This is a genomic window from Chitinophaga sp., assembly GCF_017745275.1.
GTDB lineage: Bacteria > Bacteroidota > Bacteroidia > Chitinophagales > Chitinophagaceae > Chitinophaga.
On record NZ_JAGHZS010000008.1, the window covers coordinates 389,687 to 411,322 of the forward strand.

Annotated in this window: 21 protein-coding genes; 10 read left to right on the plus strand and 11 right to left on the minus strand. The window is 44.1% G+C overall.

Annotated features, from left to right (window positions below):
- Window positions 1–6 precede the first annotated feature (6 nt).
- Window positions 7–543 carry a hypothetical protein gene (locus J7623_RS24960; protein ID WP_291925680.1) on the plus strand — a complete coding sequence of 179 codons (537 nt, stop codon included), beginning with the start codon at window positions 7–9 and terminating at the stop codon, window positions 541–543.
- Here the strand turns inward: J7623_RS24960 and J7623_RS24965 are convergent.
- A complete protein-coding gene (locus tag J7623_RS24965; protein ID WP_291925682.1) occupies window positions 527–1,006 on the minus strand; it encodes an SRPBCC family protein in 480 nt (159 codons plus the stop codon). The two genes, J7623_RS24960 and J7623_RS24965, sit on opposite strands and share 17 nt — an antisense overlap.
- 132 nt (window positions 1,007–1,138) lie before the next feature.
- On the opposite strand from J7623_RS24965, the gene J7623_RS24970 reads away from it, so the two are divergent.
- Together J7623_RS24970 and recR are read left to right on the plus strand one after the other, a co-directional pair.
- Window positions 1,139–2,596 carry an Ig-like domain-containing protein gene (locus J7623_RS24970; protein ID WP_291925684.1) on the plus strand — a complete coding sequence of 486 codons (1,458 nt, stop codon included), beginning with the start codon at window positions 1,139–1,141 and terminating at the stop codon, window positions 2,594–2,596.
- A 56-nt stretch (window positions 2,597–2,652) separates the two neighbouring features.
- Window positions 2,653–3,273, plus strand: coding sequence for a recombination mediator RecR (recR, locus tag J7623_RS24975; RefSeq protein WP_291925686.1), 621 nt, complete (start codon window positions 2,653–2,655; stop codon window positions 3,271–3,273).
- Between the two features lie 174 nt (window positions 3,274–3,447).
- Here recR and J7623_RS24980 read toward each other — a convergent pair whose 3' ends face one another.
- The gene (locus J7623_RS24980) at window positions 3,448–3,666 is read right to left on the minus strand and encodes a hypothetical protein (protein WP_291925688.1); all 219 of its coding nucleotides are present in this window, start codon (window positions 3,664–3,666) and stop codon (window positions 3,448–3,450) included.
- Between the two features lie 421 nt (window positions 3,667–4,087).
- On the opposite strand from J7623_RS24980, the gene J7623_RS24985 reads away from it, so the two are divergent.
- The 6 genes from J7623_RS24985 to J7623_RS25010 all read left to right on the plus strand — a co-directional run bounded on the left by J7623_RS24985 (window position 4,088) and on the right by J7623_RS25010 (window position 10,004).
- Complete coding sequence (locus J7623_RS24985; protein WP_291925689.1) at window positions 4,088–5,104, plus strand: homocysteine S-methyltransferase family protein; 1,017 nt, start codon at window positions 4,088–4,090, stop codon at window positions 5,102–5,104.
- Window positions 5,105–5,145: 41 nt separating this feature from the next.
- Entirely contained in the window at window positions 5,146–7,911 is a 2,766-nt protein-coding gene (metH, locus tag J7623_RS24990; protein ID WP_291925691.1) for a methionine synthase, read from the plus strand.
- 154 nt (window positions 7,912–8,065) lie between these two features.
- Window positions 8,066–8,830 (plus strand): exodeoxyribonuclease III, encoded by a 765-nt coding sequence (locus J7623_RS24995; protein WP_291925693.1) that lies wholly within the window; start codon window positions 8,066–8,068, stop codon window positions 8,828–8,830.
- Window positions 8,831–8,842: 12 nt separating this feature from the next.
- Window positions 8,843–9,145 carry a DUF4286 family protein gene (locus J7623_RS25000; RefSeq protein ID WP_291925695.1) on the plus strand — a complete coding sequence of 101 codons (303 nt, stop codon included), beginning with the start codon at window positions 8,843–8,845 and terminating at the stop codon, window positions 9,143–9,145.
- Between the two features lie 316 nt (window positions 9,146–9,461).
- The gene (locus J7623_RS25005; protein WP_029465307.1) at window positions 9,462–9,731 is read left to right on the plus strand and encodes an HU family DNA-binding protein; all 270 of its coding nucleotides are present in this window, start codon (window positions 9,462–9,464) and stop codon (window positions 9,729–9,731) included.
- Between the two features lie 153 nt (window positions 9,732–9,884).
- Window positions 9,885–10,004: a 30S ribosomal protein THX gene (locus J7623_RS25010; RefSeq protein ID WP_291925701.1), complete on the plus strand. Its 120-nt coding sequence runs from the start codon at window positions 9,885–9,887 to the stop codon at window positions 10,002–10,004.
- A gap of 127 nt (window positions 10,005–10,131) precedes the next feature.
- Here the strand turns inward: J7623_RS25010 and pdxH are convergent, their stop codons facing one another.
- Window positions 10,132–10,779 (minus strand): pyridoxamine 5'-phosphate oxidase, encoded by a 648-nt coding sequence (pdxH, locus tag J7623_RS25015; protein ID WP_291925703.1) that lies wholly within the window; start codon window positions 10,777–10,779, stop codon window positions 10,132–10,134.
- Between the two features lie 86 nt (window positions 10,780–10,865).
- Here pdxH and J7623_RS25020 point away from each other — a divergent pair, with 86 nt between their 5' ends.
- A complete protein-coding gene (locus J7623_RS25020; RefSeq protein ID WP_291925706.1) occupies window positions 10,866–11,984 on the plus strand; it encodes a DUF3298 and DUF4163 domain-containing protein in 1,119 nt (372 codons plus the stop codon).
- A 108-nt stretch (window positions 11,985–12,092) separates the two neighbouring features.
- Here the strand turns inward: J7623_RS25020 and pyrH are convergent, their stop codons facing one another.
- The 8 genes from pyrH to J7623_RS25060 all read right to left on the minus strand — a co-directional run bounded on the left by pyrH (window position 12,093) and on the right by J7623_RS25060 (window position 21,611).
- Window positions 12,093–12,806, minus strand: a complete 714-nt coding sequence (pyrH, locus tag J7623_RS25025) for a UMP kinase (RefSeq protein WP_291925708.1) — start codon at window positions 12,804–12,806, stop codon at window positions 12,093–12,095.
- 200 nt (window positions 12,807–13,006) lie between these two features.
- Window positions 13,007–13,831: a translation elongation factor Ts gene (gene tsf, locus J7623_RS25030; protein ID WP_291925711.1), complete on the minus strand. Its 825-nt coding sequence runs from the start codon at window positions 13,829–13,831 to the stop codon at window positions 13,007–13,009.
- A gap of 137 nt (window positions 13,832–13,968) precedes the next feature.
- Window positions 13,969–14,964, minus strand: coding sequence for a 30S ribosomal protein S2 (rpsB, locus tag J7623_RS25035; protein WP_291925714.1), 996 nt, complete (start codon window positions 14,962–14,964; stop codon window positions 13,969–13,971).
- Between the two features lie 92 nt (window positions 14,965–15,056).
- Window positions 15,057–15,446 carry a 30S ribosomal protein S9 gene (gene rpsI / locus J7623_RS25040; protein ID WP_145661599.1) on the minus strand — a complete coding sequence of 130 codons (390 nt, stop codon included), beginning with the start codon at window positions 15,444–15,446 and terminating at the stop codon, window positions 15,057–15,059.
- A 14-nt stretch (window positions 15,447–15,460) separates the two neighbouring features.
- The gene (gene rplM / locus J7623_RS25045) at window positions 15,461–15,904 is read right to left on the minus strand and encodes a 50S ribosomal protein L13 (protein ID WP_291925722.1); all 444 of its coding nucleotides are present in this window, start codon (window positions 15,902–15,904) and stop codon (window positions 15,461–15,463) included.
- Between the two features lie 261 nt (window positions 15,905–16,165).
- Window positions 16,166–17,542, minus strand: a complete 1,377-nt coding sequence (locus tag J7623_RS25050; protein ID WP_291925725.1) for a RagB/SusD family nutrient uptake outer membrane protein — start codon at window positions 17,540–17,542, stop codon at window positions 16,166–16,168.
- 17 nt (window positions 17,543–17,559) lie between these two features.
- The gene (locus J7623_RS25055; RefSeq protein ID WP_291925728.1) at window positions 17,560–20,628 is read right to left on the minus strand and encodes a TonB-dependent receptor; all 3,069 of its coding nucleotides are present in this window, start codon (window positions 20,626–20,628) and stop codon (window positions 17,560–17,562) included.
- Between the two features lie 293 nt (window positions 20,629–20,921).
- Window positions 20,922–21,611 (minus strand): zinc metallopeptidase, encoded by a 690-nt coding sequence (locus J7623_RS25060; protein WP_291925730.1) that lies wholly within the window; start codon window positions 21,609–21,611, stop codon window positions 20,922–20,924.
- Between the last annotated feature and the right edge of the window lie 25 nt (window positions 21,612–21,636).

The following is a 21,636-nucleotide window of genomic DNA, read 5'->3' on the forward strand; positions in this document are numbered from 1 at the left end:
ATTCCCATGCACATCAAATTATTTGTACTTTCTATTTGTACCCTGGCTGTTGTTTCCTGCGTAAACAACGGAAAAAAAACAAGCACCGATTCTACGGACAATGATACAACGCTGGATGTACAGGCTTCGGCGGAAAGCCCGCTGGATGTGAAACCATTATCTGGTTACTTCGTGAAAAATACGATCAAGGTAAAAGACAGTCTTACGTTTTGGGTGATTGATAACCAGGCATCTTTCGACAGCCTTTTCGGTGTGGCCAAAACCATGAATAATACCATTGACCAGCCCGACTTCGGCACCCAGGTAGTGGTAGCCGCTACCATGCCACCTACTTATTATGGCACCCAAATACAGCTGGCCGCTGCCACTTCCGATAATACCAACAACAATGCTTCCCTGCACTTTGTGGCAGTGAGTAACCCTGATAAAGGCTCCTCTTCTATTATGCCTTTGTGGCTCGGTGCAGTACCGAAAACAGGTAAAAGCACTTTTAAATTATTTACCGGAGATAATTTAACCAGCACTATTACGGAGCAACAGTAGGCTGCCCAAAGATTTTCTCAATTACCTGGTGCCTGTAGGCAAACAGATCATCCAGTTGTTTTTTCACAAACAGCCAGTGGGCAAGCCTCCCCAGCCAGCCGAAAGGGAGTTTGTAATGCACGATGTCTGTCATTTTAACGCCACCCGGCGTCGGTTGAAAATGATGCTCATGATGCCACAGGCGGTAGGGCCCTACCCGTTGTTCATCTACAAAATAATCAAGATAGGCTACATGGGTAATCTCTGTCATCCACTCCAGTGGAATACCCGCTATGGGCGCCACGGTATAAGTAATCACCTGGCCGGGGTATACCTGGCCGGTATGGGGAGCGGAGGTTTCCCGAAAACGCATGCTGGCAGGCGTAATATGAGACAGGTTAGCGGGAGATGAAAAATAATTCCATACATCTTCCGGAGAGGCGGGAATGATCTGCGTGTGCCGTAGTGAATAAATAGTGGCCATAGAAAAGATTAAAAGCATAAACTACCGAAGCGAAGATACAAGCGGATAAAATATAAATAGCAGAAATGCGCCTATCTTCGCTTCGGTAGCTTTAAGCTTTTTGCTTTCTGCTTTCTGCTTTATCTTCGTTATATGAATCAATTCTTCCGGAGCTGGGTTTTCTGGCTGATGTTTATTATCGTTTCTATTTCATTTACGCGATGCGCCAACATTGTACCGCCCAGTGGCGGACCAAGGGATAGTTTACCTCCGGTATTGCTCCAGGTAACGCCCCGCGACTCTACCCTTCACTTTCATAGTAAAAAGGTATACTTCATATTTGATGAATATGTGGAACTGGACAATGTGAACGACAAGCTGATTGTGTCTCCCACCTTGAAACGCCCACCTATCGTTACTGCAAAGCTGCATACCGTTACGTTGGAAATCAAGGATACCCTGGTAGCCAATACTACGTATACCTTCAACTTTGCGGATGCCATCCGGGATATTAATGAACGGAATATTGTGCAGGACTTTCAATACGTAGTGTCTACCGGCGACTACCTGGATAGCTTACAGGTAACCGGCCACCTGATAGATGCGGAGAATGGTAAGGTAGATAGTAACGTGGCGGTGATGTTGTATCGCGACCTCACAGATTCTATTGTTTCCAAGGAGAAACCGGTATACTACGCCAAAACCAGGGCAGACGGATCTTTCCGTTTTAAAAATATTGCGCCGGGTGCCTATAAAATATTTGCCCTGAAAGAAGAAGACCGTGACCTTCAATATAACCAGCCTACCGAACAGATAGCCTTCGTGGAAGCGCCGCTGGTATTGAAAGAAAGCAATGTGGCAGGTGTAAACATGCTGCTGTTTATGGAAACAGATAGCACCATAAAACCGCCACCAGAGCCAATTGATTCTACTGACCTTCAACAGGAAGACGAGGAAAAGAAAAAGAAGAAATTGCCTAAGTTAACAGCCACCGCTTCCCTGGAAGGTGGCATGCAGGAGTTACCCAAACCATTGAAAATCACGTTTTCGCTGCCCCTCAGAAACCTGGACAGCAACCGGGTGATTTTGGGAGAAGACAGCGCGTACAACCCGGTGACCTTTACCAATACCATGGATTCCACTAAAACCCAGTGGACCATTGGTTATCCCTGGAAAGAGGGCACTCCGTACCGGCTGATTATTCCCAACGATGGCCCTACAGATACCGCAGGGCAACACCTGGCCCGGGCAGATACGATCCGGTTCAGGACCAAGAAAGTATCCGACTATTCCATTTTTGCCCTGACGGAACTGAATATCAGCGATAGCACCAAATCCGCCATCAACGATAGCTCCATGCATTATGTAGTGCAGTTGGTACAGGACAAAACGGTTAAATATTCCGGTACTGTAGTAAACGGAAAATGGAGCCAGCGCTTTATTACGCCAGGAGAGTACGAGGTAAGACTATTGCTGGATACCAATGGTAATGGCAAATGGGATCGGGGTAAATATTATACCAAGCCGAGGAAGCAGCCGGAACGGGTGATTGTTATTGAAAAAATCAACCTCAAAGCCAACTGGACCCTACCTAAGAAAATAAGTATTTAAAAAATGCGGCGGGAGCAGGTGAGCTCCCGCCGCTGCAATATTCCTAACTTTGCACTATGATATTTTCGTCTGCTCTGATAGAAAACGCGGTAAATGAATTTGCAAAACTGCCGGGGATTGGTAAAAAAACCGCTCTCCGCCTGGTATTGCATCTGCTGAAGCAGGAAACGGCCCAGGTGGAACAGTTTGGAGATGTGATTGCCCGTATGCGGCAGCAGATCCGGTTTTGCAATGTGTGTCACAATGTATCTGATGCAGAAATATGTAGTATTTGCAGCAGCCATTCCAGGCAAAGGCAGGTAGTATGTGTGGTAGAAAGCATCCGGGATGTGATGGCCATTGAAAACACCCAGCAATTCAATGGCTTATACCATGTGTTGGGGGGTATTATCTCTCCTATTGACGGCATTGGTCCGGATCAACTGAATGTGCATTCCCTGGTGGAAAGAGTACAGTTTCAGGGTGTGGAAGAAGTAATTATGGCGGTAAGTCCTACTATTGAGGGGGACACTACCATTTATTATCTCTCTAAAAAACTAAAAGAATTCCCGGTAAAAATCACCACTATTGCCCGTGGTATTGCCTTTGGGGGCGAGTTAGAGTATGCTGATGAGATGACGCTCGCAAGGTCTATCAGCAACCGGTTACCGCTGGAAAGCTATGTACAGAATAAATAGCTATTAGCTTTTAGCCATTAGCTTTTAGCTTTTAGCAAAAATGCAGCGGAAACATATCATATGTTCTTCGCTGCATTTTTGCTAAAAGCTAATGGCTAATAGCTATAAAAAAATACGGGTGCTCAATAGCACCCGTCTTCGTTTAACCTGTAATTCCACGTTATGAAAAGTTTGTCAGACCGCGTCCTTTAAGGAATCGTTCTGAAATATGGTATGATTGGTTTCTGATTCTTTTGTAGCCTGCAGCTCTTTCCACCGCTGCATTTCATACTTATTTAAGAAGCATACCTTAAACACTTCCGGTTGCCGGTCGTCTGTCGACTGTGGCACTGGCTGTAACCCCAGGCTGGCCAGGTGTTTATGCAGGGTATGGATATGTTCTGATATAGTCATGACTGACACTAGTTTTGTTGTAATAAATATTAAGAAACACGAATGATGAATCTGTTAATTGCAACAGCAATTATAGGGAGTGTGGGCGGAGGGCTGGTGGGTGGCCATGGCCGGGTAAATCACTATATTTCTATCATTTTGTTGCATGGTGTCTTTCTATTACCCTACAAATATAGTAGACTTTATAGACTACTGCCAAATTAATTTTCTAAATATAAACAAAATCTATATGCACTACATTCGATATAGACCAAAGCAAAAGGTGGCTAAAACTCCGGTCACATCTTGGTAAACGCAAATTCACAAAACAAAATATTAGCTGGGAAAAGGTTATATTTGTGAGGATTTTTCAGGGTGGATTTGTTTATTGTTCGACCCTGTTTTCATTTCTCAACGGTAACTAATAAACGCCTTGACAATTATGAAATCTTTGCAAGACTGCGCCAACGAGCGTATACTTATCATTGATGGTGCAATGGGCACCATGATACAACGCTATCAACTCCAGGAATCTGACTACAGAGGCACCCGCTTTGCCGACTATCACAGTGATCTTAAAGGCAATAACGACCTCCTGAACCTCACCCAGCCACAAATCATTGAAGCCATTCACCGGGAATACCTGGAAGCTGGTGCTGATATTATTGAAACCAATACTTTCAGCAGCACCTCTATTGCCATGGCCGACTATGACATGCAGGACCTGGCCTATGAGCTGAATGTGGCCGCTGCTACTATTGCCAAGAAAGCAACAGCAGCCTACAATGCCTTAACACCGGATAAGCCCCGCTTCGTAGCTGGTGCTATTGGTCCCATGAATAAAACATTGTCATTATCACCAGATGTAAACAATCCCGGCTTCCGCTCTGTATACTTCGATGAAGTAGCCGCAGCCTATGAAGAACAGGTGCGTGGCCTCTCCGATGGCGGCGTGGATATACTCCTCATAGAAACCATTTTTGATACGCTGAACTGCAAAGCTGCTATTTATGCGATCAAAAAATACTTCCGTGAATCCGGCAAACCAGAAATTCCTATCATGATTTCCGGTACCATCACCGATGCCTCCGGCAGAACCCTCAGTGGTCAAACCCTGGAAGCGTTTTATATTTCTGTGATGCACGCCAACCCGTTTTCTATTGGCCTCAACTGCGCCCTGGGCGGACAACAGATGCGTCCTTATGTGGAAGAATTATCCAATATCGCCAGTTGCTATGTAAGCTGCTACCCTAACGCCGGCTTACCCAATGCCTTTGGTGAATATGATGAAGAACCGGAAGATACCGCATGCACCATCGAAGACTTCGCCAACTCCGGCTTTGTGAACATAGTAGGCGGTTGCTGTGGCACCACACCAGATCATATACGCCATATTGCAGACCATGTGAGACATATCAAACCACGACTGAAACCAGTATTAGCCGATACACTGGCCTAATCTATCACAGCAGGTTTATTTAACACCCAGTAACAGCAACAATGAGCGAAACTATTATACATAACACAGATATTGTCAGTGAACCAATCATGAATGAAGAACGCCGGATCATCAGGCCCTTTATGCGTTTGAGCGGACTGGAACCACTGGTAGTAAGGCCTGAAACCAATTTCATCAACGTTGGGGAACGTACCAACGTAACCGGATCCAAGAAATTTGCCCGCCTGATCAGGGAAGGCCATTACGAAGAAGCGCTGTCTGTTGCCCGTCAACAGGTAGAAAGCGGCGCCCAGATCCTGGACGTAAACATGGACGATGCCCTCCTCGATGGAGAAGTGGCCATGTCCACCTTCCTAAACCTCCTTGCAGCAGAACCAGACATCTCCCGTATCCCGGTGATGATTGACTCCAGTAAGTTTTCTGTTATTGAAGCCGGGTTGAAATGCGTACAAGGTAAATGTATTGTCAACTCTATCAGCTTAAAAGAAGGCGAAACCAAATTTATTGAACAGGCACATATCTGCAAAAGCTATGGCGCTGCCGTAGTAGTAATGGCCTTCGATGAACACGGACAGGCAGATACCGAAGAAAAACGTGTCAGCTTCAGCCACCGCGCCTATAAAATATTAACCGAAGTAGTGGGTTTTGCACCGCAAGACATCATCTTCGATCCGAATATATTTGCGATTGCCACTGGTATTGAAGAACACAATAACTACGCAGTTGAATTCATTAATGCCACCCGTCGTATTAAAGAACTGATGCCACTGGCTAAAGTAAGCGGTGGGGTGAGTAACGTGTCGTTCTCCTTCCGGGGTAATGAAACTGTGCGTGAAGCCATGCACTCCGTATTCCTGTTCCACGCCATCAAAGCAGGCATGGATATGGGAATTGTGAATGCCGGTATGCTCCAGATCTATGACGACATTGAACCACAACTGCGGGAACTTTGTGAGGATGCCATACTAAATAGGCGGGAAGACGCTACCGAAAGACTCATACAATTTGCAGAAACCGTTAAGGCCAAAGGAAAAGTTGTAGAAAAAGACGAAACCTGGAGGCAGGGAACAGTAGAAGAACGGTTAAGTCATGCCCTGGTAAACGGTATTACTGATTATATTGATGAAGATACTGAAGAAGCCCGCGTAAAATACCCACGTCCGCTGGATGTGATTGAAGGTCCACTGATGGCTGGTATGAACATCGTAGGTGACCTGTTTGGCAGTGGCAAAATGTTTTTACCCCAGGTGGTAAAAAGTGCCCGTGTGATGAAAAAATCAGTGGCTATCCTGACTCCTTATATAGAAGAAGAGAAACTCCGTTTACAGGAGCAGTTTGGAGGGGAAATTAAAGCCGCTGGTAAAATTTTGCTTGCCACCGTAAAAGGAGATGTACACGATATCGGTAAAAACATCGTGGGTGTAGTACTGGCATGTAACGGCTATGAAATTATTGACCTGGGCGTAATGGTGCCTGCAGAAAAGATTTTGCAGACCGCACGCCAGGAAAAGGTAGATATCATCGGGTTAAGCGGCTTGATTACCCCCAGCCTCGACGAAATGGTGCACGTAGCCCGTGAACTGAAAAGGCAGGATTTTGATATTCCGCTGATCATTGGTGGCGCCACTACCAGCCGTACCCATACAGCGGTTAAAATAGCCCAGGAATATGGCCATGGCGTAGTACACGTACTGGACGCTTCCCGTAGCGTAACCGTTACCGGCAGCCTGCTGAACAAAGCCCTGAAGCCTGATTTCCTGGCGGGTATCCAGGAAGAATATCATAAGCTGAACGAGGCTTTTAAGAATAAAAAACAAACCAAACAATTCCTTCCTATCGCACAGGCGCAGGAGAACAAAGCTGCCATCGACTGGAATAGCTTTACGCCGGTAAAACCGAAAAAAACCGGGGTGATAAAATTTGAGAACTACGATCTGAAGGAAATTGCAGCATATATAGACTGGCAGCCGTTTTTCATTGCCTGGGAGCTACATGGTAAATTCCCTCAAATCCTCAGCGATGAAATTGTAGGGGTGGAAGCCACCCGTTTGTTCAACGATGCGCAGGAATTGCTGAAAAAAATAATTGAGGAAAAATGGCTGGGCGCCAACGCAGTGATAGGCCTTTATCCTGCTAACCGCGTGGCGGCAGACTCCGTAAAGGTAACTCCGGAGCAATCCAACATCACCCCGGTACAATTGGAATTCCTGCGTCAGCAGGTGAAGAAGGCGCCGGGACAACCTAATTTCTCCCTGGCTGATTTCATCGCCCCTGTTGAAAGTGGCAAGACCGACTACATTGGCGGGTTTGCAGTGACTACAGGAATCGGTATTGAAAAATGGCTGGATAAATTCAAAGCGGAGCACGACGACTACAACAGCATTATGCTGAAAGCCCTGGCCGACAGGCTGGCGGAGGCTTTCGCGGAATTAATGCACGAGCGTGTGCGGAAGGAATTCTGGGGTTACGCCACAGAAGAGCATCTTAGCAACGAGCAGCTGATTAAGGAAGAATATGCTGGTATTCGTCCGGCGCCAGGCTATCCCGCCTGCCCTGACCATACCGAGAAATATAAATTATTTGATTTGTTGAACGCTACCGAAAACACCGGCATTACGCTCACAGAATCCCTGGCCATGTATCCCGCTTCCAGCGTGAGTGGATGGTATTTCGCCAATCCTGAAAGCAAGTATTTCGGATTAGGTAAAATTGAAAAAGATCAGGTAGCGGAATATGCCACCCGTAAAGGCTGGACTATAGAAGAAGCAGAACAGTGGCTTCGCCCCAATCTTGAATACGATCTTTAGCAGTTAGCTTTTACCATTAGCCGTTAAACCAAAGCGGATGGTTAAAAAGTTAACCCTTAATATTTCAGATAGAATGGCCATTGGTTTTTAGCTGGATGAAGACAATTTAGTTTCATCTCGCTAAAAGCTGATGGCTAACCGCTAAAAGCTACATATGCGTATCATATCTTACAATGTAAATGGCCTGAGGTCTGCTATGACCAAAGGATTCACCGAATGGTTACAATCCGACCCCGCAGACGTTATCTGCCTCCAGGAAATTAAAGCTCACCAGGAAAACATCGACTTTCAACAGTTTGAAAAACTGGGATACGAACATTACTGGTTTCCGGCCCAGAAAAAAGGCTACAGTGGCGTAGCGGTGCTGACCCGTATTAAACCAGACTTTGTACAATACGGTAATGGGCATGAACAAAGTGATACAGAGGGGCGCTTTATCCGCCTGGATTTCGGCGATATTACCCTGATCAATACCTACTTCCCTTCCGGCACCAGTGGAGATATCAGGCAAACCTATAAATACCAGTGGCTGGAGGAGTTTTTCACCTACCTGGATGTGTTAAAGAAAGCCCGTCCAAAGCTGGTGGTATGTGGGGATTATAACATTTGTCACAAGCCGATAGATATCCATGACCCGGTGAGCAATAAAAATTCAACCGGCTTTTTACCTGAAGAACGAGCCTGGATGGACCGTTTCTTTGAAAGCGGCTTTGTGGACAGCTTCCGTCATTTTAATACAGACCCTCATCAGTACAGCTGGTGGAGCTTCCGGGCTAATGCCAGAAACAATAACAAGGGCTGGCGTATAGACTATATCAACGTCACAACCCCGTTAAAAGAGCAATTAAAACACGCTACTATTTACCAACAGGTGAAGCACTCAGATCATTGTCCGGTATTTGTAGAGCTGACTGTATAAGCAAAAAGTAATATGATTATATACAATGTAACCACCAAAGTGGCCACAGATACGGTGTTCCAATGGCTTCAGTGGATGAAGGAATCACAGATTCCGGCTGTTATGGATACCGGGTTATTCAGCGACTACCGTATGAGCCGGTTATTGGAACAGGATGATAGTGAAGGGCCGACCTATGTAGTACAATATTTTGCGGATAGCCTGGAACAGTACAATACCTTCTCAGAGCGGTACCAACAAGGCCTTCGGGAGCGCGCGTATGCCATTTTCGGAGACCGTTTTATCGCCTTTAATACCGTTATGGAGGTGATTTAAGTAAGGGGTCTTGACTAAACTTATCCACAGGAAATCCACTATTTTCAAGGCATCCGGACTTTGGTATAATACTTGGTTTCAGGCCTTGTTAATGGTAAAAAAGCTAGCAAACATGCTACAGCACAGGGTTTTATGTAATTCTGCTAAAGGTCGTCACTTTAGCATGGTTACCACTAATCAGCTGTAACCGTTACCAGTAGCGTTTTTCAGCCGATAAAATTTTCTATAAAAAAGTTGTAAAAAATTTGGTAATCTGATAAAACGCGCTATATTTGCTCACATCAAACATTTTTTCACTAGTTAAATCTTACTAACTATGAACAAAGCCGAATTAATCGACAAGCTTGCTAAAGATGCAGCTATTACCAAAACCCAAGCTAACGAAGCTCTGGATTCTTTCACCAAAGCTGTTGCTGATACCCTGAAAAAAGGTGGTAAAGTAACTTTGGTTGGTTTCGGTACTTTCTCCGTTTCTAAACGTGCAGCACGTAACGGTAGAAACCCACAAACCGGTCAGATCATCAAGATCAAAGCTAAGAAAGTTGCTAAATTCAAAGCTGGTAAAGCTTTATCTGACAAGCTCTAATCAGTTAGCACAACTTATTCAAGCAAGGAACAATTATGTTTCTTGCTTTTTTTTTATATCAAACGGCCGGCACTACACTATTTCATCGAATTACAGTAATTTGCAGCCTGATAACATCATATTTAATAAACAACAAACTTCAAATTATTCGTTATGGGTAGAGGAGATATTAAAACCAAAAAAGGTAAAATCTTCAGCAAATCTTTCGGTAAATCAAGATCCGCTAAGACAAGAAAAAATACAGCCGCTAAAGCAACAGCGCCTAAAGCATAAGCATAAAGCATAAAGCAGAAAGTATAAAGCTATTATAGCGAATGACATAAGCGATAAAGTAACCAATATTCGCTTATGTCATTCGCTATAATAGCTTTATACTTTCTGCTTTATGCTTTATGCTCTCTCACGGTGCCAGCCGTGCTGTTGTCCAGCTACCATCTGGTGCCAGCGAATACAAAATACGATCGTGCAGGCGGCTGCTTCTACCCTGCCAGAATTCTATTGCCTGAGGCTTTACTATATATCCACCCCAGTAATCAGGTCTTTGAGGCGCCGTATGTGCATATTTTGCGGCTACCTGATCTACCTGTTCATCCAGGAAAGAACGGCCGGGAATCACCTTGCTTTGAGGCGACGCGATGGCGCCTATCCTGCTACCTAAAGGACGAGTATTATAATATTCGTTGCTGATGCTTGCTGGTGCCTTACTCACCGTACCTTCTATACGTACCTGTCTTTCCAGCTCCCGCCAGAAAAACAACAGGGTAACATGTGGGTTCTGCGCCAACTCCTGACCTTTGCGGCTTTCATAGTTGGTGAAAAATAAAAATCCTTCTTCGTCGAAGCTTTTCAGCAGTACAATGCGCGCTGAGGGTCGGCCGTCGGGAGTACTGGTAGCCAGGGTCATGGCATTGCTTTCATCTATTTCGCTATCAATTGCCTCTTGCCACCATTTCCCGAATTGCGCCAGGGGATAAGGTGCAATATCACTTTCATCCAGGGAAGCCAGCTTATAATCTTTCCGTAAATCCGCTATTTTCTGGTTCAACATGGTCTGTTAATTTTATTGGTTCAAATGGGTCCTCAAAGGTATGGAAGGATAATAGTAATTTTGACGGATCTGATATAAATCATACTATGAAAAGAGCTTCATTATTGGTATTACTGCTGGCGATGGTTTTATTGTCGTGCCATACGCGCAGCGAGAAAGACGGCGCTGCCGCCGGTAATACTGCCAACACCATTGTGCCACTGGTGTCTACTCCCCTGTTTTATACACAACTCAAAGGAAAATTAGGCGATAAAGAAATTACCATGCAATTGCTAAAAACCGCTCCTAACCTCTTTCGTGGTTACTATAGCGATGATAGCACCGGCCGCCCTGTTGCCTTATGGGGCACCCTGGATTCCAACCTGGTAAACATCTATGAAGAAACCAACAACAGCTCGGAAGACCGGTTATTCAGCGGTTATCTTTCTGATGATGGTAAATTTAAAGGTGTATGGCATGGTAACGGCACGTCCTATCATTTTGAATTTCATACGGATCTGCAGAAAGCCATACCCCTGAAGGTGTTTTACCTGATTGATTCCGCGAAGCTGATACCATCCTTCCCCAAGTCGCCTATAGGCACTGTTTCCAACAGTATGATATGGCCTGATTCCACAGTAGATTCTACTATTGCTCACTTCATTGTGCAGCAGATAACAGGCAGCAATTATTTCAAAACACCACAGCAATATTTAAAAAGGGGAATCGACTCCTTTATTCTCGGTTACCGCATCTCGGCCAAAGATGCTGATAGTAGTGAATTCAGCGATGCTTCCGCAGCCATGTCGTGGAACTGGACTACAGACAACGATATGAAAGTGGTGTACAATACCTGGCCGTTGCTGGTGGTGGAGAAGTATGCGTATGATTTTACCGGCGGGGCTCATGGCAACTGGGGGGCTACTTATAAAACCCTGGATTTATCTAAGCGGAAGGTGCTTACACCGGATGATATTTTCAAGCCTGGTTATAAAGAAGCCGTGAGTGCGTTGCTGGATAAGGCTTTCAAAGACAGGTTCCATATGAGTGAAGAAGAAGCATTGGATCAGAACCTGTTAGTAAAGAGTATCCCGCCCAATAATAATATGATTGTCACTGATAAGGGTGTAGCCTTCAGTTATGTGCCTTATGAGATAGGGCCTTATGCTTTAGGGCAGGTAACGTTGTTTATTCCAATGCAGGCGTTGAAGGGAGTGTTGAAGTAGCTTTTAGCAGTTAGCCATTAGCTTTTAACAAAAATGCAGCGAGAAACATATGATATGTTTCTCGCTGCATTTTTGTTAAAAGCTAATGGCTAACTGCTAAAAGCGATATTATCCTTTCACTAAAGTACCTACATTTTTACCCATGATCACGTTCAGGAGGTTACCCTGGCGGTTCATATCAAACACGATAATAGGCAGCTTATTTTCCTGGCAAAGGGTAAATGCTGTCATATCCATCACGTTGAGGGATTTCTGGTATACTTCAGAGAAGGTAATGGTTTCGAAGCGGGTAGCTGTTTTATCTTTTTCAGGATCGGCGGTATAGATACCGTCTACGCGGGTTCCTTTCAGGATAACATCCGCCTGAATTTCGATAGCACGCAGGGAAGCAGCAGTATCCGTAGTAAAGTACGGGTTACCGGTACCTCCACCAAATATTACAACACGACCTTTTTCCACGTGGCGGATAGCGCGGCGGCGGATATAAGGTTCAGCAATTTGTTCCATTTTGATAGCAGACTGGAGGCGGGTGTAGAGTCCTACTTTTTCCAATCCGCTTTGCAGGGCCATGCCGTTGATAACTGTGGCGAGCATTCCCATATAATCGCCCTGTGCTCTTTCAATACCTGTTTCGGCTTCATTCATTCCGCGGTAGATATTTCCTCCACCTATGACAATGGCTACCTGTACTCCAAGGTCGGTAACCGCCTTAATATCATAGGCGTACTGTGTTATCACCTTCGGATCAATACCATAATTTGCATCCCCCATGAGGGCCTCACCGCTCAATTTGAGCAAAATACGCTTATACTTTGGCAACATGACGCTATAAATATTGTAAGATTGTGATTCCTAATCCGGTTTACGGTATTCTAATATACAACTTAAATGCAGAAAGGAGGAAAGGAAGGAAAAAATGCCTTGCGGACTTCCTGTTTTTTGGTGGATTGAAGTGTATGATTAGATATGCACAAAAAAAAGGAGAGAAATGAAATTCTCTCCTTTTTTTCAATATGATGATATTACCCTAAAGCGATTCGCTTAAAGCCAGTCACTTTCAGATCAGCATCTACAGACTTCAGGTAATCCGCTACGGACTTGTTGTTGTCCTTAACGAAAGCCTGTTGCAGCAGGGTGCTTTCTTTGAAGAATTTGTTCACTTTACCGGCAGCGATTTTTTCCGCCATTTCAGCAGGTTTACCTTCTGCTTTCACTTGTTCAACAGCGATTTCTTTTTCGCGTGCAATTACGTCAGCAGGAACGCCATCAGCATCAACGGCGATAGGATTCATCGCTGCGATTTGCATAGCTACATCTTTACCTACTTCTTCAGAAACAGGCTTAGAGAAAGCAACCAGAACGCCCATACGGTAGTTACCATGGATGTAAGAAGTTACTGCACCAGCTTCAACGAATTCAAATTTATTCAGGGTGATTTTTTCACCGATTTTAGCTACCTGATCGTTTACTTTATCAGCAACGGTAGCGCCATCCAGAGAAGCTGCGTTCAGGTCTTCTACGGTTTTGATACCGTTAGCCAGCGCCAGATCAACGATAGACTGAGCAAATTTTACGAAATCTTCGTTTTTAGCAACGAAGTCAGTTTCACAACCCAGACCTACGATAACACCGGATTTACCATCAGCTGCTGTTTTAGCGATGATAACGCCTTCTTTGGTTTCACGATCGGAACGTAAAGCGGCCACTTTCTGACCTTTTTTACGCAGGTAGTCTACTGCTTGTTCAAAATCACCATCACTTTCTACCAGTGCCTTTCTGCAATCCATCATACCAGCACCAGTTTGCTGACGCAGTTTATTTACATCAGCTGCTGTAATTGTTGCCATGAGCTATAAATAGTTTAATTGTTGTAAAAATTTATGATCAGCCTTTACCTATTAGCCTTTAGGTCTTAATAAATGCAGCAAAATAATTCCTGTTGCATTTACTAAAAGCTAAAGGCTAATAGCTTAAAGCGTAATAATTATCTTCCGCCGCCTGGTTTTCTAGGACCGTTGTTGTTGCCAGCGCCAGACGGACGACGTTGTCCACCTGCAGCACCGCCGCCACGGTTAGCTCCACCACCACGGTTAGCTCCGCCGCCCTGGCCACCTGGACCACGACCGCCTTGACCGCGGTTAGCGCCACCTGGGCCGCCTTGACCACGTCCACCACCTTGAGCACCTGGTTTACGACCTCTTTCGCGATCTTCACCGCCTTCAACGTCGAATTTACGTGCCTTATCGTCTGCTTCTTCTTCTTCCTCTACTTCTTCAGATTTCTCTGTAGCTCTTTCAGACAGACCTTCAGCGATTGCTGCGCAGATGTAGCTGGTAACGATAGCGATAGATTTAGTAGCGTCATCGTTCGCAGGGATTGCGAAGTCAACTTTAGTAGGGTCAGAGTTAGTATCTACCATACCGAAAGTAGAGATGCCCAGACGTTTAGCTTCTGCCAGTGCGATGTGTTCGTGGCTGATATCTACCATGAACAGTGCAGCTGGTACACGTGCCAGTTGAGCGATACCACCCAGCACTTTCTCCATTTTCTCTTTATCGCGGCTTAAAGTCAGACGTTCTTTCTTGGTAATGTTGTCGAATGTACCGTCCTGCAGCATTTTTTCAATGCTCTGCATTTTCTTAACACTCTTACGGATAGTAGAGAAGTTGGTGAGCATACCACCTAACCATCTTTCAGTAACGAAAGGCATGTTGATGTTACGCGCAGCATCTGCTACGATTTCTTTCGCTTGCTTTTTAGTAGCAACGAACATGATCTTTTTACCGCTTTTAGCGATAGATTTCAGGGCAGCTGCTGCTTCCTGTAATCCTTCTACGGTTTTGTTCAGATCAATGATATGAATACCTTTCTTTTCTGCGAAAATATAAGGCAGCATCTTGGGATTCCACTTTTTCTTCAGGTGACCGAAGTGAACACCTGCCTCCAGTAACTGCTGCTGCAATGAGGTATTATTTTCCATGTTTATATTGCTCAATTAAAAGGATCAAATAATGTTTAGCTTTTAGCAGCTGGCGAATTAGCCAGTAGCTAACGGCCAATAGCTCAAAAATATTAGCGTTTAGAGAACTGGAAGCTTCTTCTTGCTTTCGCTTTACCTGGTTTCTTACGTTCAACTCCACGTGGATCACGTTTCAGGAGGCCTGCTGCTTTCAGTGCGGGACGGAACTCGATGTTCACTTCGCACAGTGCACGGGCAATACCCAGCTTAATAGCTTCTGCCTGACCTTTGATACCACCACCTTGCGCATTGATTTTTACATCAAATTTATCGAGTGCATCGATAGTTTTGAAAGGCAGTTCCACCTGGTTCTGCAGGTAGATCAAAGAAAAGTAGTTTTTATAATCTTTGTCGTTAACTGTAATGTTACCGGTACCCTTGTTGATATAAACGCGGGCAACAGCTTCCTTACGACGACCTATTGTATTTTTTTGCTTTTCCATGTATCAGAGAAAAATTAGAAAGTTAAAGGTTGTGGTTTCTGCGCAGCATGCGGATGTTCAGCACCAGCATATACAAATAATTTTTTGTACATCGCACGACCCAGACGGTTTTTAGGCAGCATGCCTTTAACAGCCTTTTCGATCAGTACTTCCGGACGGCGACGAACCAGGTCCTTAGCCAATTCGATTCTCTGACCACCTGGGAAACCAGTGTAGTGCATGTATTCTTTTTCTGCCATTTTATTGCCGGTTAAAGCAATTTTTTCAGCGTTGATTACGATGATATAATCACCACAATCAGTGTGAGGCGTATAATAAGGCTTGTTTTTACCTCTTAAGATAGCCGCCATTTTAGCTGCTACTCTACCCAGTGTCAGGTTGGTAGCATCTACTATATGCCAGTCACGCTTTACGTAAGCGTCGTTAGCCGATTTAGTTCTGAAACTTAATGTATTCATTGTTGTATACGATAAAAAATTACGTCTTGTAAACAATTCCCCATTATGAGGAGTGCAAAGGTACATTGCACAATCTTAATAACCATACAATTTGGACACTTTTTTACAAAGCACCTTTGTAATTAATTGATTTTCAATAAAAAATTTGTATAAAAGTTATTAACAGCAAACGAAAAGCTGTTAATATTATAATATTTCACTAATGAAAGCGGGCCTCCCGGTGATGGGAAGCCCGCAAAAGACTCATTATATTAAGAAATATTAGTATCCAGGATTCTGGGTGAGTTTGGTGTTGGCATCTGTTTCACGCTGAGGAACAGGCAGCACCAGCATATTATCTGTATATGTATAAGTGCCGATGCTTTTCTTCAGGCGTTTATATGTCCAGAGCTTATCTCCCTCAAAGGCCAATTCCCTGATGCGCTCCTGCACGACGATGTCCGGCGTTACAGCAGTCAATACACTGGCATGAGATCTTTTTCTTACTGCATTTACGTCATCCAGCGGATCTGCCCCCACTGTTGTACCTGCACGCAAGTTGGATTCTGCACGGGTAAGTAACAATTCTCCCAAACGCACTACAGTGTATACTTTATATTGTTGTTTCCATTTCGCGCTATAGTCACCGGAATTACCTGCAATCCCATCTCCTTCATAAGAGAAGGTTTTACGATCATCACCAGCAGCATAAGGCAATACACTCAGGTCTACATTTATGTCTCCTCTACCGCCAAAGTCACGGGAAGCATAAAAGGTCTGCAATCCATTATCAACAGTACCTGCATTGCTTTGGTTGGTTTGCTGGATTGCAAACACATCTTCAGTAGAATTAGTCGCGTTATTAAACGCTTTATCAAATGAAGATGCCAATGTGTACGCTCCGCTTTCGATTACGTCGTTTGCGGCTTCCGCAGCCTCTTTGTATAATCCTTCTGCCATATATACCCTGGAAAGAATAGCAGACGCAGCATATTTAGTAGCCCGGCCATTATCTGCTGCCTCCGGTAAATTTGCAGCAGCAAATTGTAAATCCAGTAACACTTGTTTATGTATTGCATCTACACTAGCTCTTGCCTGATTTGCTTTAGGAAGATCTTCCTGTGCTATAATAGGATCAAGAATTAATGGAACAGCAGGATTTGTGGCAACAGCTCCTGCTGAATAAGGCAGCCCATACAAATTACAAAGTTGGAAGTATAACAACCCACGTATAAACCGGGCTTCCCCTTCTATCTGCTTTTTGTTGTCAGCAGATACCAGGCCGATATTTGCAATAACGATATTGACGTTATTAATTGTTTTGTAGCCACGCTGCCAGATTCCTTCAGCAATGCCACTTGTTTTTAATTGCGATTTATCCTGAAATTGACGATAAGGCAGGAAGGTTCCTTCAAATGATAATTCATTTTCTGCGGCTAACAGATCAGGAATTAACACAGCGCGCTCACCATAAAGGTTGTAGTGCTGTAAATTGGCGTATGCCCCCATTAACTCCGCAGAAACATCACTTTCGTTTTGTACCTGACCAGGAACGATATACGATCCGGGTTCCACATCCAGTTTTTTGTTACAAGCTGGTAGTCCTGCAACGGAAACCGCCAACAGGAAAGGAATAACATATTTTTTATATGATTTCATTATGCACACGTTTAAGATTAAAATTTAACATTCACTCCCAGAGTAATCTGTTTAGCCTGTGGAATAGTGTAATAGTCGATACCACCAGCAATATTACCCAGTACGTCTGAGTTAATTTCCGGATCACCAAAATATTTGGTTTTTGTCCACAGGTTGTAACCTGCCACATATACACGTAAACTTGAAATCTTTAACGCGTTAATTGCGCTCTTAGGCAATGTATAGCCCAGCGTGAGTGATTTCAAACGAATATATGAGCCATCAAATATCCAACGACTGTTGGCAGTAGATGCACCACCATCAGCATAAAAATAAGACAGACGTGGAACATTGGTGATATCACCAGGTTTCTGCCATCTTTTCAATACATTCGTTAACTGGTTATCGTAACCACCTGCAAACCCGTTGTCCTGGTATACACCTGCACGATTGTAAATGCTGTTACCTTGTACAAAAGAGAAGAAGGCACTCAGGTCAAATCCATAAGCAGAGAATGTATTCGTTAAACCACCAGTCCAGTCAGGATTAGATTTACCAACAACCATTCTTTCTGCTTTTGAAAAATCTGAAGTGGTTTTACCTGCTGCATCGAGATATAATGCATCACCCGTTTGTGGATCTACTCCTGCAAACTTAGCCATGTAGAAAACACCAATAGGTTGTCCTTCTACTGCTCTTTGTTCACCGCCAGAAGATTCAATAATCTGTCCTTTGATGTCTTTTACACGGTTCTTATTATAAGATACGTTCAGTGAAGTATTCCATTTAAAGTTGCGGCTATTGATATTAATACTGTTCAGTAAAATTTCCACCCCTTTATTCTCCATATTACCAATGTTCAGGTATTGGAAATCATAACCAGAAGTATATGGAAGGTTAGCCTGCAGCAACAAATCAGAAGTTTGTTTATTATAATAATCAATCTCACCACTCAGACGATTATCAAACAAACCGAATTCAACACCTACGTCGAATTGTTTTGTTTTTTCCCATTTCAGATTTGGGTTACCCATTTGATATGGACGGTACCCTGGTAACTGAGGATAAGAAGTTGGTTGCAACAATGTTAAATACCTGTTTTCACCAATTTCCGCGTTACCTGTTGTTCCATAACTTACGCGCAGTTTCAGGAAGTTCAGTGTTTTGTTATCTTTCAGGAAGTCTTCCTGGGAAGCTACCCAGCCCAATGATGCAGCTGGGAACCAACCATAACGGCTATTAGGCCCAAAACGGGAAGATCCATCTGAACGTAAACTTACAGAGGCAAGATATTTTTCTTTATAAGCATAGGTAGCTCGTCCAAAATAGGAAAGGAAGGTATAACGCTGTGCAGTAGAGTTTCCATAAGTAATAGAGGCTGCTGCTACCAGTTTTTTGATGATATCTGATGGGAACAATTCTCCATTCACTTCAGTAGTTGAGAAATCGTTTTGCAGATAGCTCATACCAGCTGTTACACTCAAGTTGTGATCTTCTCCCAGCTTAGGCGTGAATGTAAAATAGTTATTCGTATTCAATGATACGTTCTGGATATAGTTGGAAGACGCACCACCCTTACCAAGCGCATCAGATGACCTGATACCAATGTATTGATCTTCTGTAAGGTTGGAAATATCTGCTCCTAATTCTGAGCGGAACGACAGCGTTGGCAGTATTTTATAGTTCAGGAACACATTACCTAAAGTACGGAAGGTCACTTGTCTGTTAGAGTTGAACTGTGCGTCAAACAAACCGTTTGGATAAAGTGTTGCGTTATTAATTGCACCGGTAGAATCACGTAATGGAGACAGTGGAGACTGTGCAACCAACTGGCTTGGTGTAGAGAATACGTTATCATTGCTTACACGATCCAATTGTGAACGGCTTACATTCAGGTTCATGCCAAATGATACCTGATCGGAAACAGCGTGTTCCAGGTTCAAACGGCCACCGTAGCGAACAAATTTGTTGTTAATCACTACTGCTTCCTGGCCGGTGTAGAAACCGGAAACATAAAATTTGGTTTTCTCGGTACCGCCAGATGCTGATAAATCCAACTGCTGTGAATGTGCCGGATTTCTGAACTGTGCATTTTCCCAGTCTGTGCTATAACCAAGGTTATTAAAATCTTTACCCAGTGCTAATGCTCTCATTCTGCGCTCCACTCTTCCTTTCATAAATGCAAGTGCAGCCGCTTCTGTAGGAAACGGTGTACCTGTAATATTTGGGTCCTGTGTATCAAAAGCAGTTTTAGCATCATTGGCAGCTCTTTCTTCTAACAGCATTACATAATCTTTCGCGTTCAGGAAACCTCTTTTGGTCGTTGGTCTTCCCCAGGTAGTATTGGCATTGAGTTCCACTTTGGTTCTTTCACCTGTTTTACCTTTTTTAGTAGTAATCAGAATTACCCCATTGGAACCACGCGCACCATAGATAGCAGTAGCTGCCGCATCCTTCAACACCTCGATAGACTCAATATCATTAGGATTGATATCTGCCATCGGGTTGGTAGGATCGTTGTTTACGTCTGTTTTACTGGTGGAGTTTACGGGCATTCCATCTACCACATAGAGGGGCTGGCTGTTTGCAGAAATGGAAGAGGTACCACGGATACGTACTTTAATACCTTGTCCAACTTTACCACTTCCGGATTCAATTACCACACCAGGTGTTTTACCCTGGATAGCTGATTCGAGGCTGGCTACCGGCTGATTTTCTATTTCCTTGGCCGCAATTTTACTTACTGCACCTGTCAGATCTTTTTTGTTTTGGGTACCATAACCCACTACCACCACTTCTGAGAGGTCTTTATTGCCTGCTGATAAGCTTACATTAATTGTTTTCTGGTTACCTATCACTATTTCCTGGTCAGTATAACCCACAAAAGAAAATACCAGGGCGGCGCCTTTGTCAGCCACCTCCAGCTTATAGGTACCGTCTCCTGAGGTTAAGGTTCCTGTATTTGTACCTTTTACTTTCACAGTAACACCGGGAAGGCCGGTGCCATCTTTCTGGTCGGTTACCCTTCCAGCAATTTGTCTTGACTGGGCAAATGTCAAGGTGCATAGGAACAACAACATGCCCACCATCGAGTAGAATCGCAACATGGCTCTTAGTTTAGATTTGAAGTTATAAGACAGCGGTTTAATAAACATTTGGTTGACAGGGTACTTTGGGCCTTATCAATAAGCAAAAACACCGGCAGTGAACAACAAGCGCATTACACAAGCAGCGGATCACTAAAAAATTGGCTGAACTCACATTCAGACAATAAAAATATAAAATTTTTTGATTCTCTTAACAAAATGTTAACGGATAGTTTTCCACTTGATAAAAAAAGATAGCCTGCCTCCGCTAAAAGCGGGGGCAGGCTATCGATTAATAAATATATTATATAAGTTTAATCTCTGTTACGGGCACCCATGTAAATAAGAATATACTGAAACAAAGTAGCTACAGAAGCCAGTGCAGCCACCACATAGGTCATAGCAGCCCACCACAGTGCATTCTTTGCTTTATCATGTTCAGCTGTTCTCATCACCTGGCTGTTGTCTAACCAGGCCAGGGCACGACGGGACGCATCAAACTCTACCGGCAGCGTTACGAGCGCAAATAAGGTGGTAATCCCAAAAAGGATAATACCCCCAAGGAGTAGCTGCGGGAAGACGTTTATGAGCAGGATACCGCCCAGCAATACCCATGAAACGATACTGGAGCTGACCTGTACCGCAGGCACCAGCTTGGAGCGTAGGCCCAGGAAGGGATAAGCAGCCGCATGCTGAACGGCATGCCCGCATTCATGGGCGGCTACCGCTGCAGCAGCTACGTTGGCGCCATTATATACGTCCGGGCTCAAATTCACCGTTTTATCGGCCGGGTTGTAGTGGTCCGATAGAAACCCTTCCGTTTCCCGAACCTGCACATTATATATCTTATTGTCTCTCAGCATCTTATCAGCAATCTGCTTACCAGTCAATCCGGAAGAAGTGGGTATTTGGCTGTAAGCCTGGAACTTACTTTTGAGTACATAGCTTACCAGCATACTGATCCCCACAAAAATCAGTGATAAAAACATGATTCCAGGTGTCATATCTGATTAAATTTGGTGGAAAAAA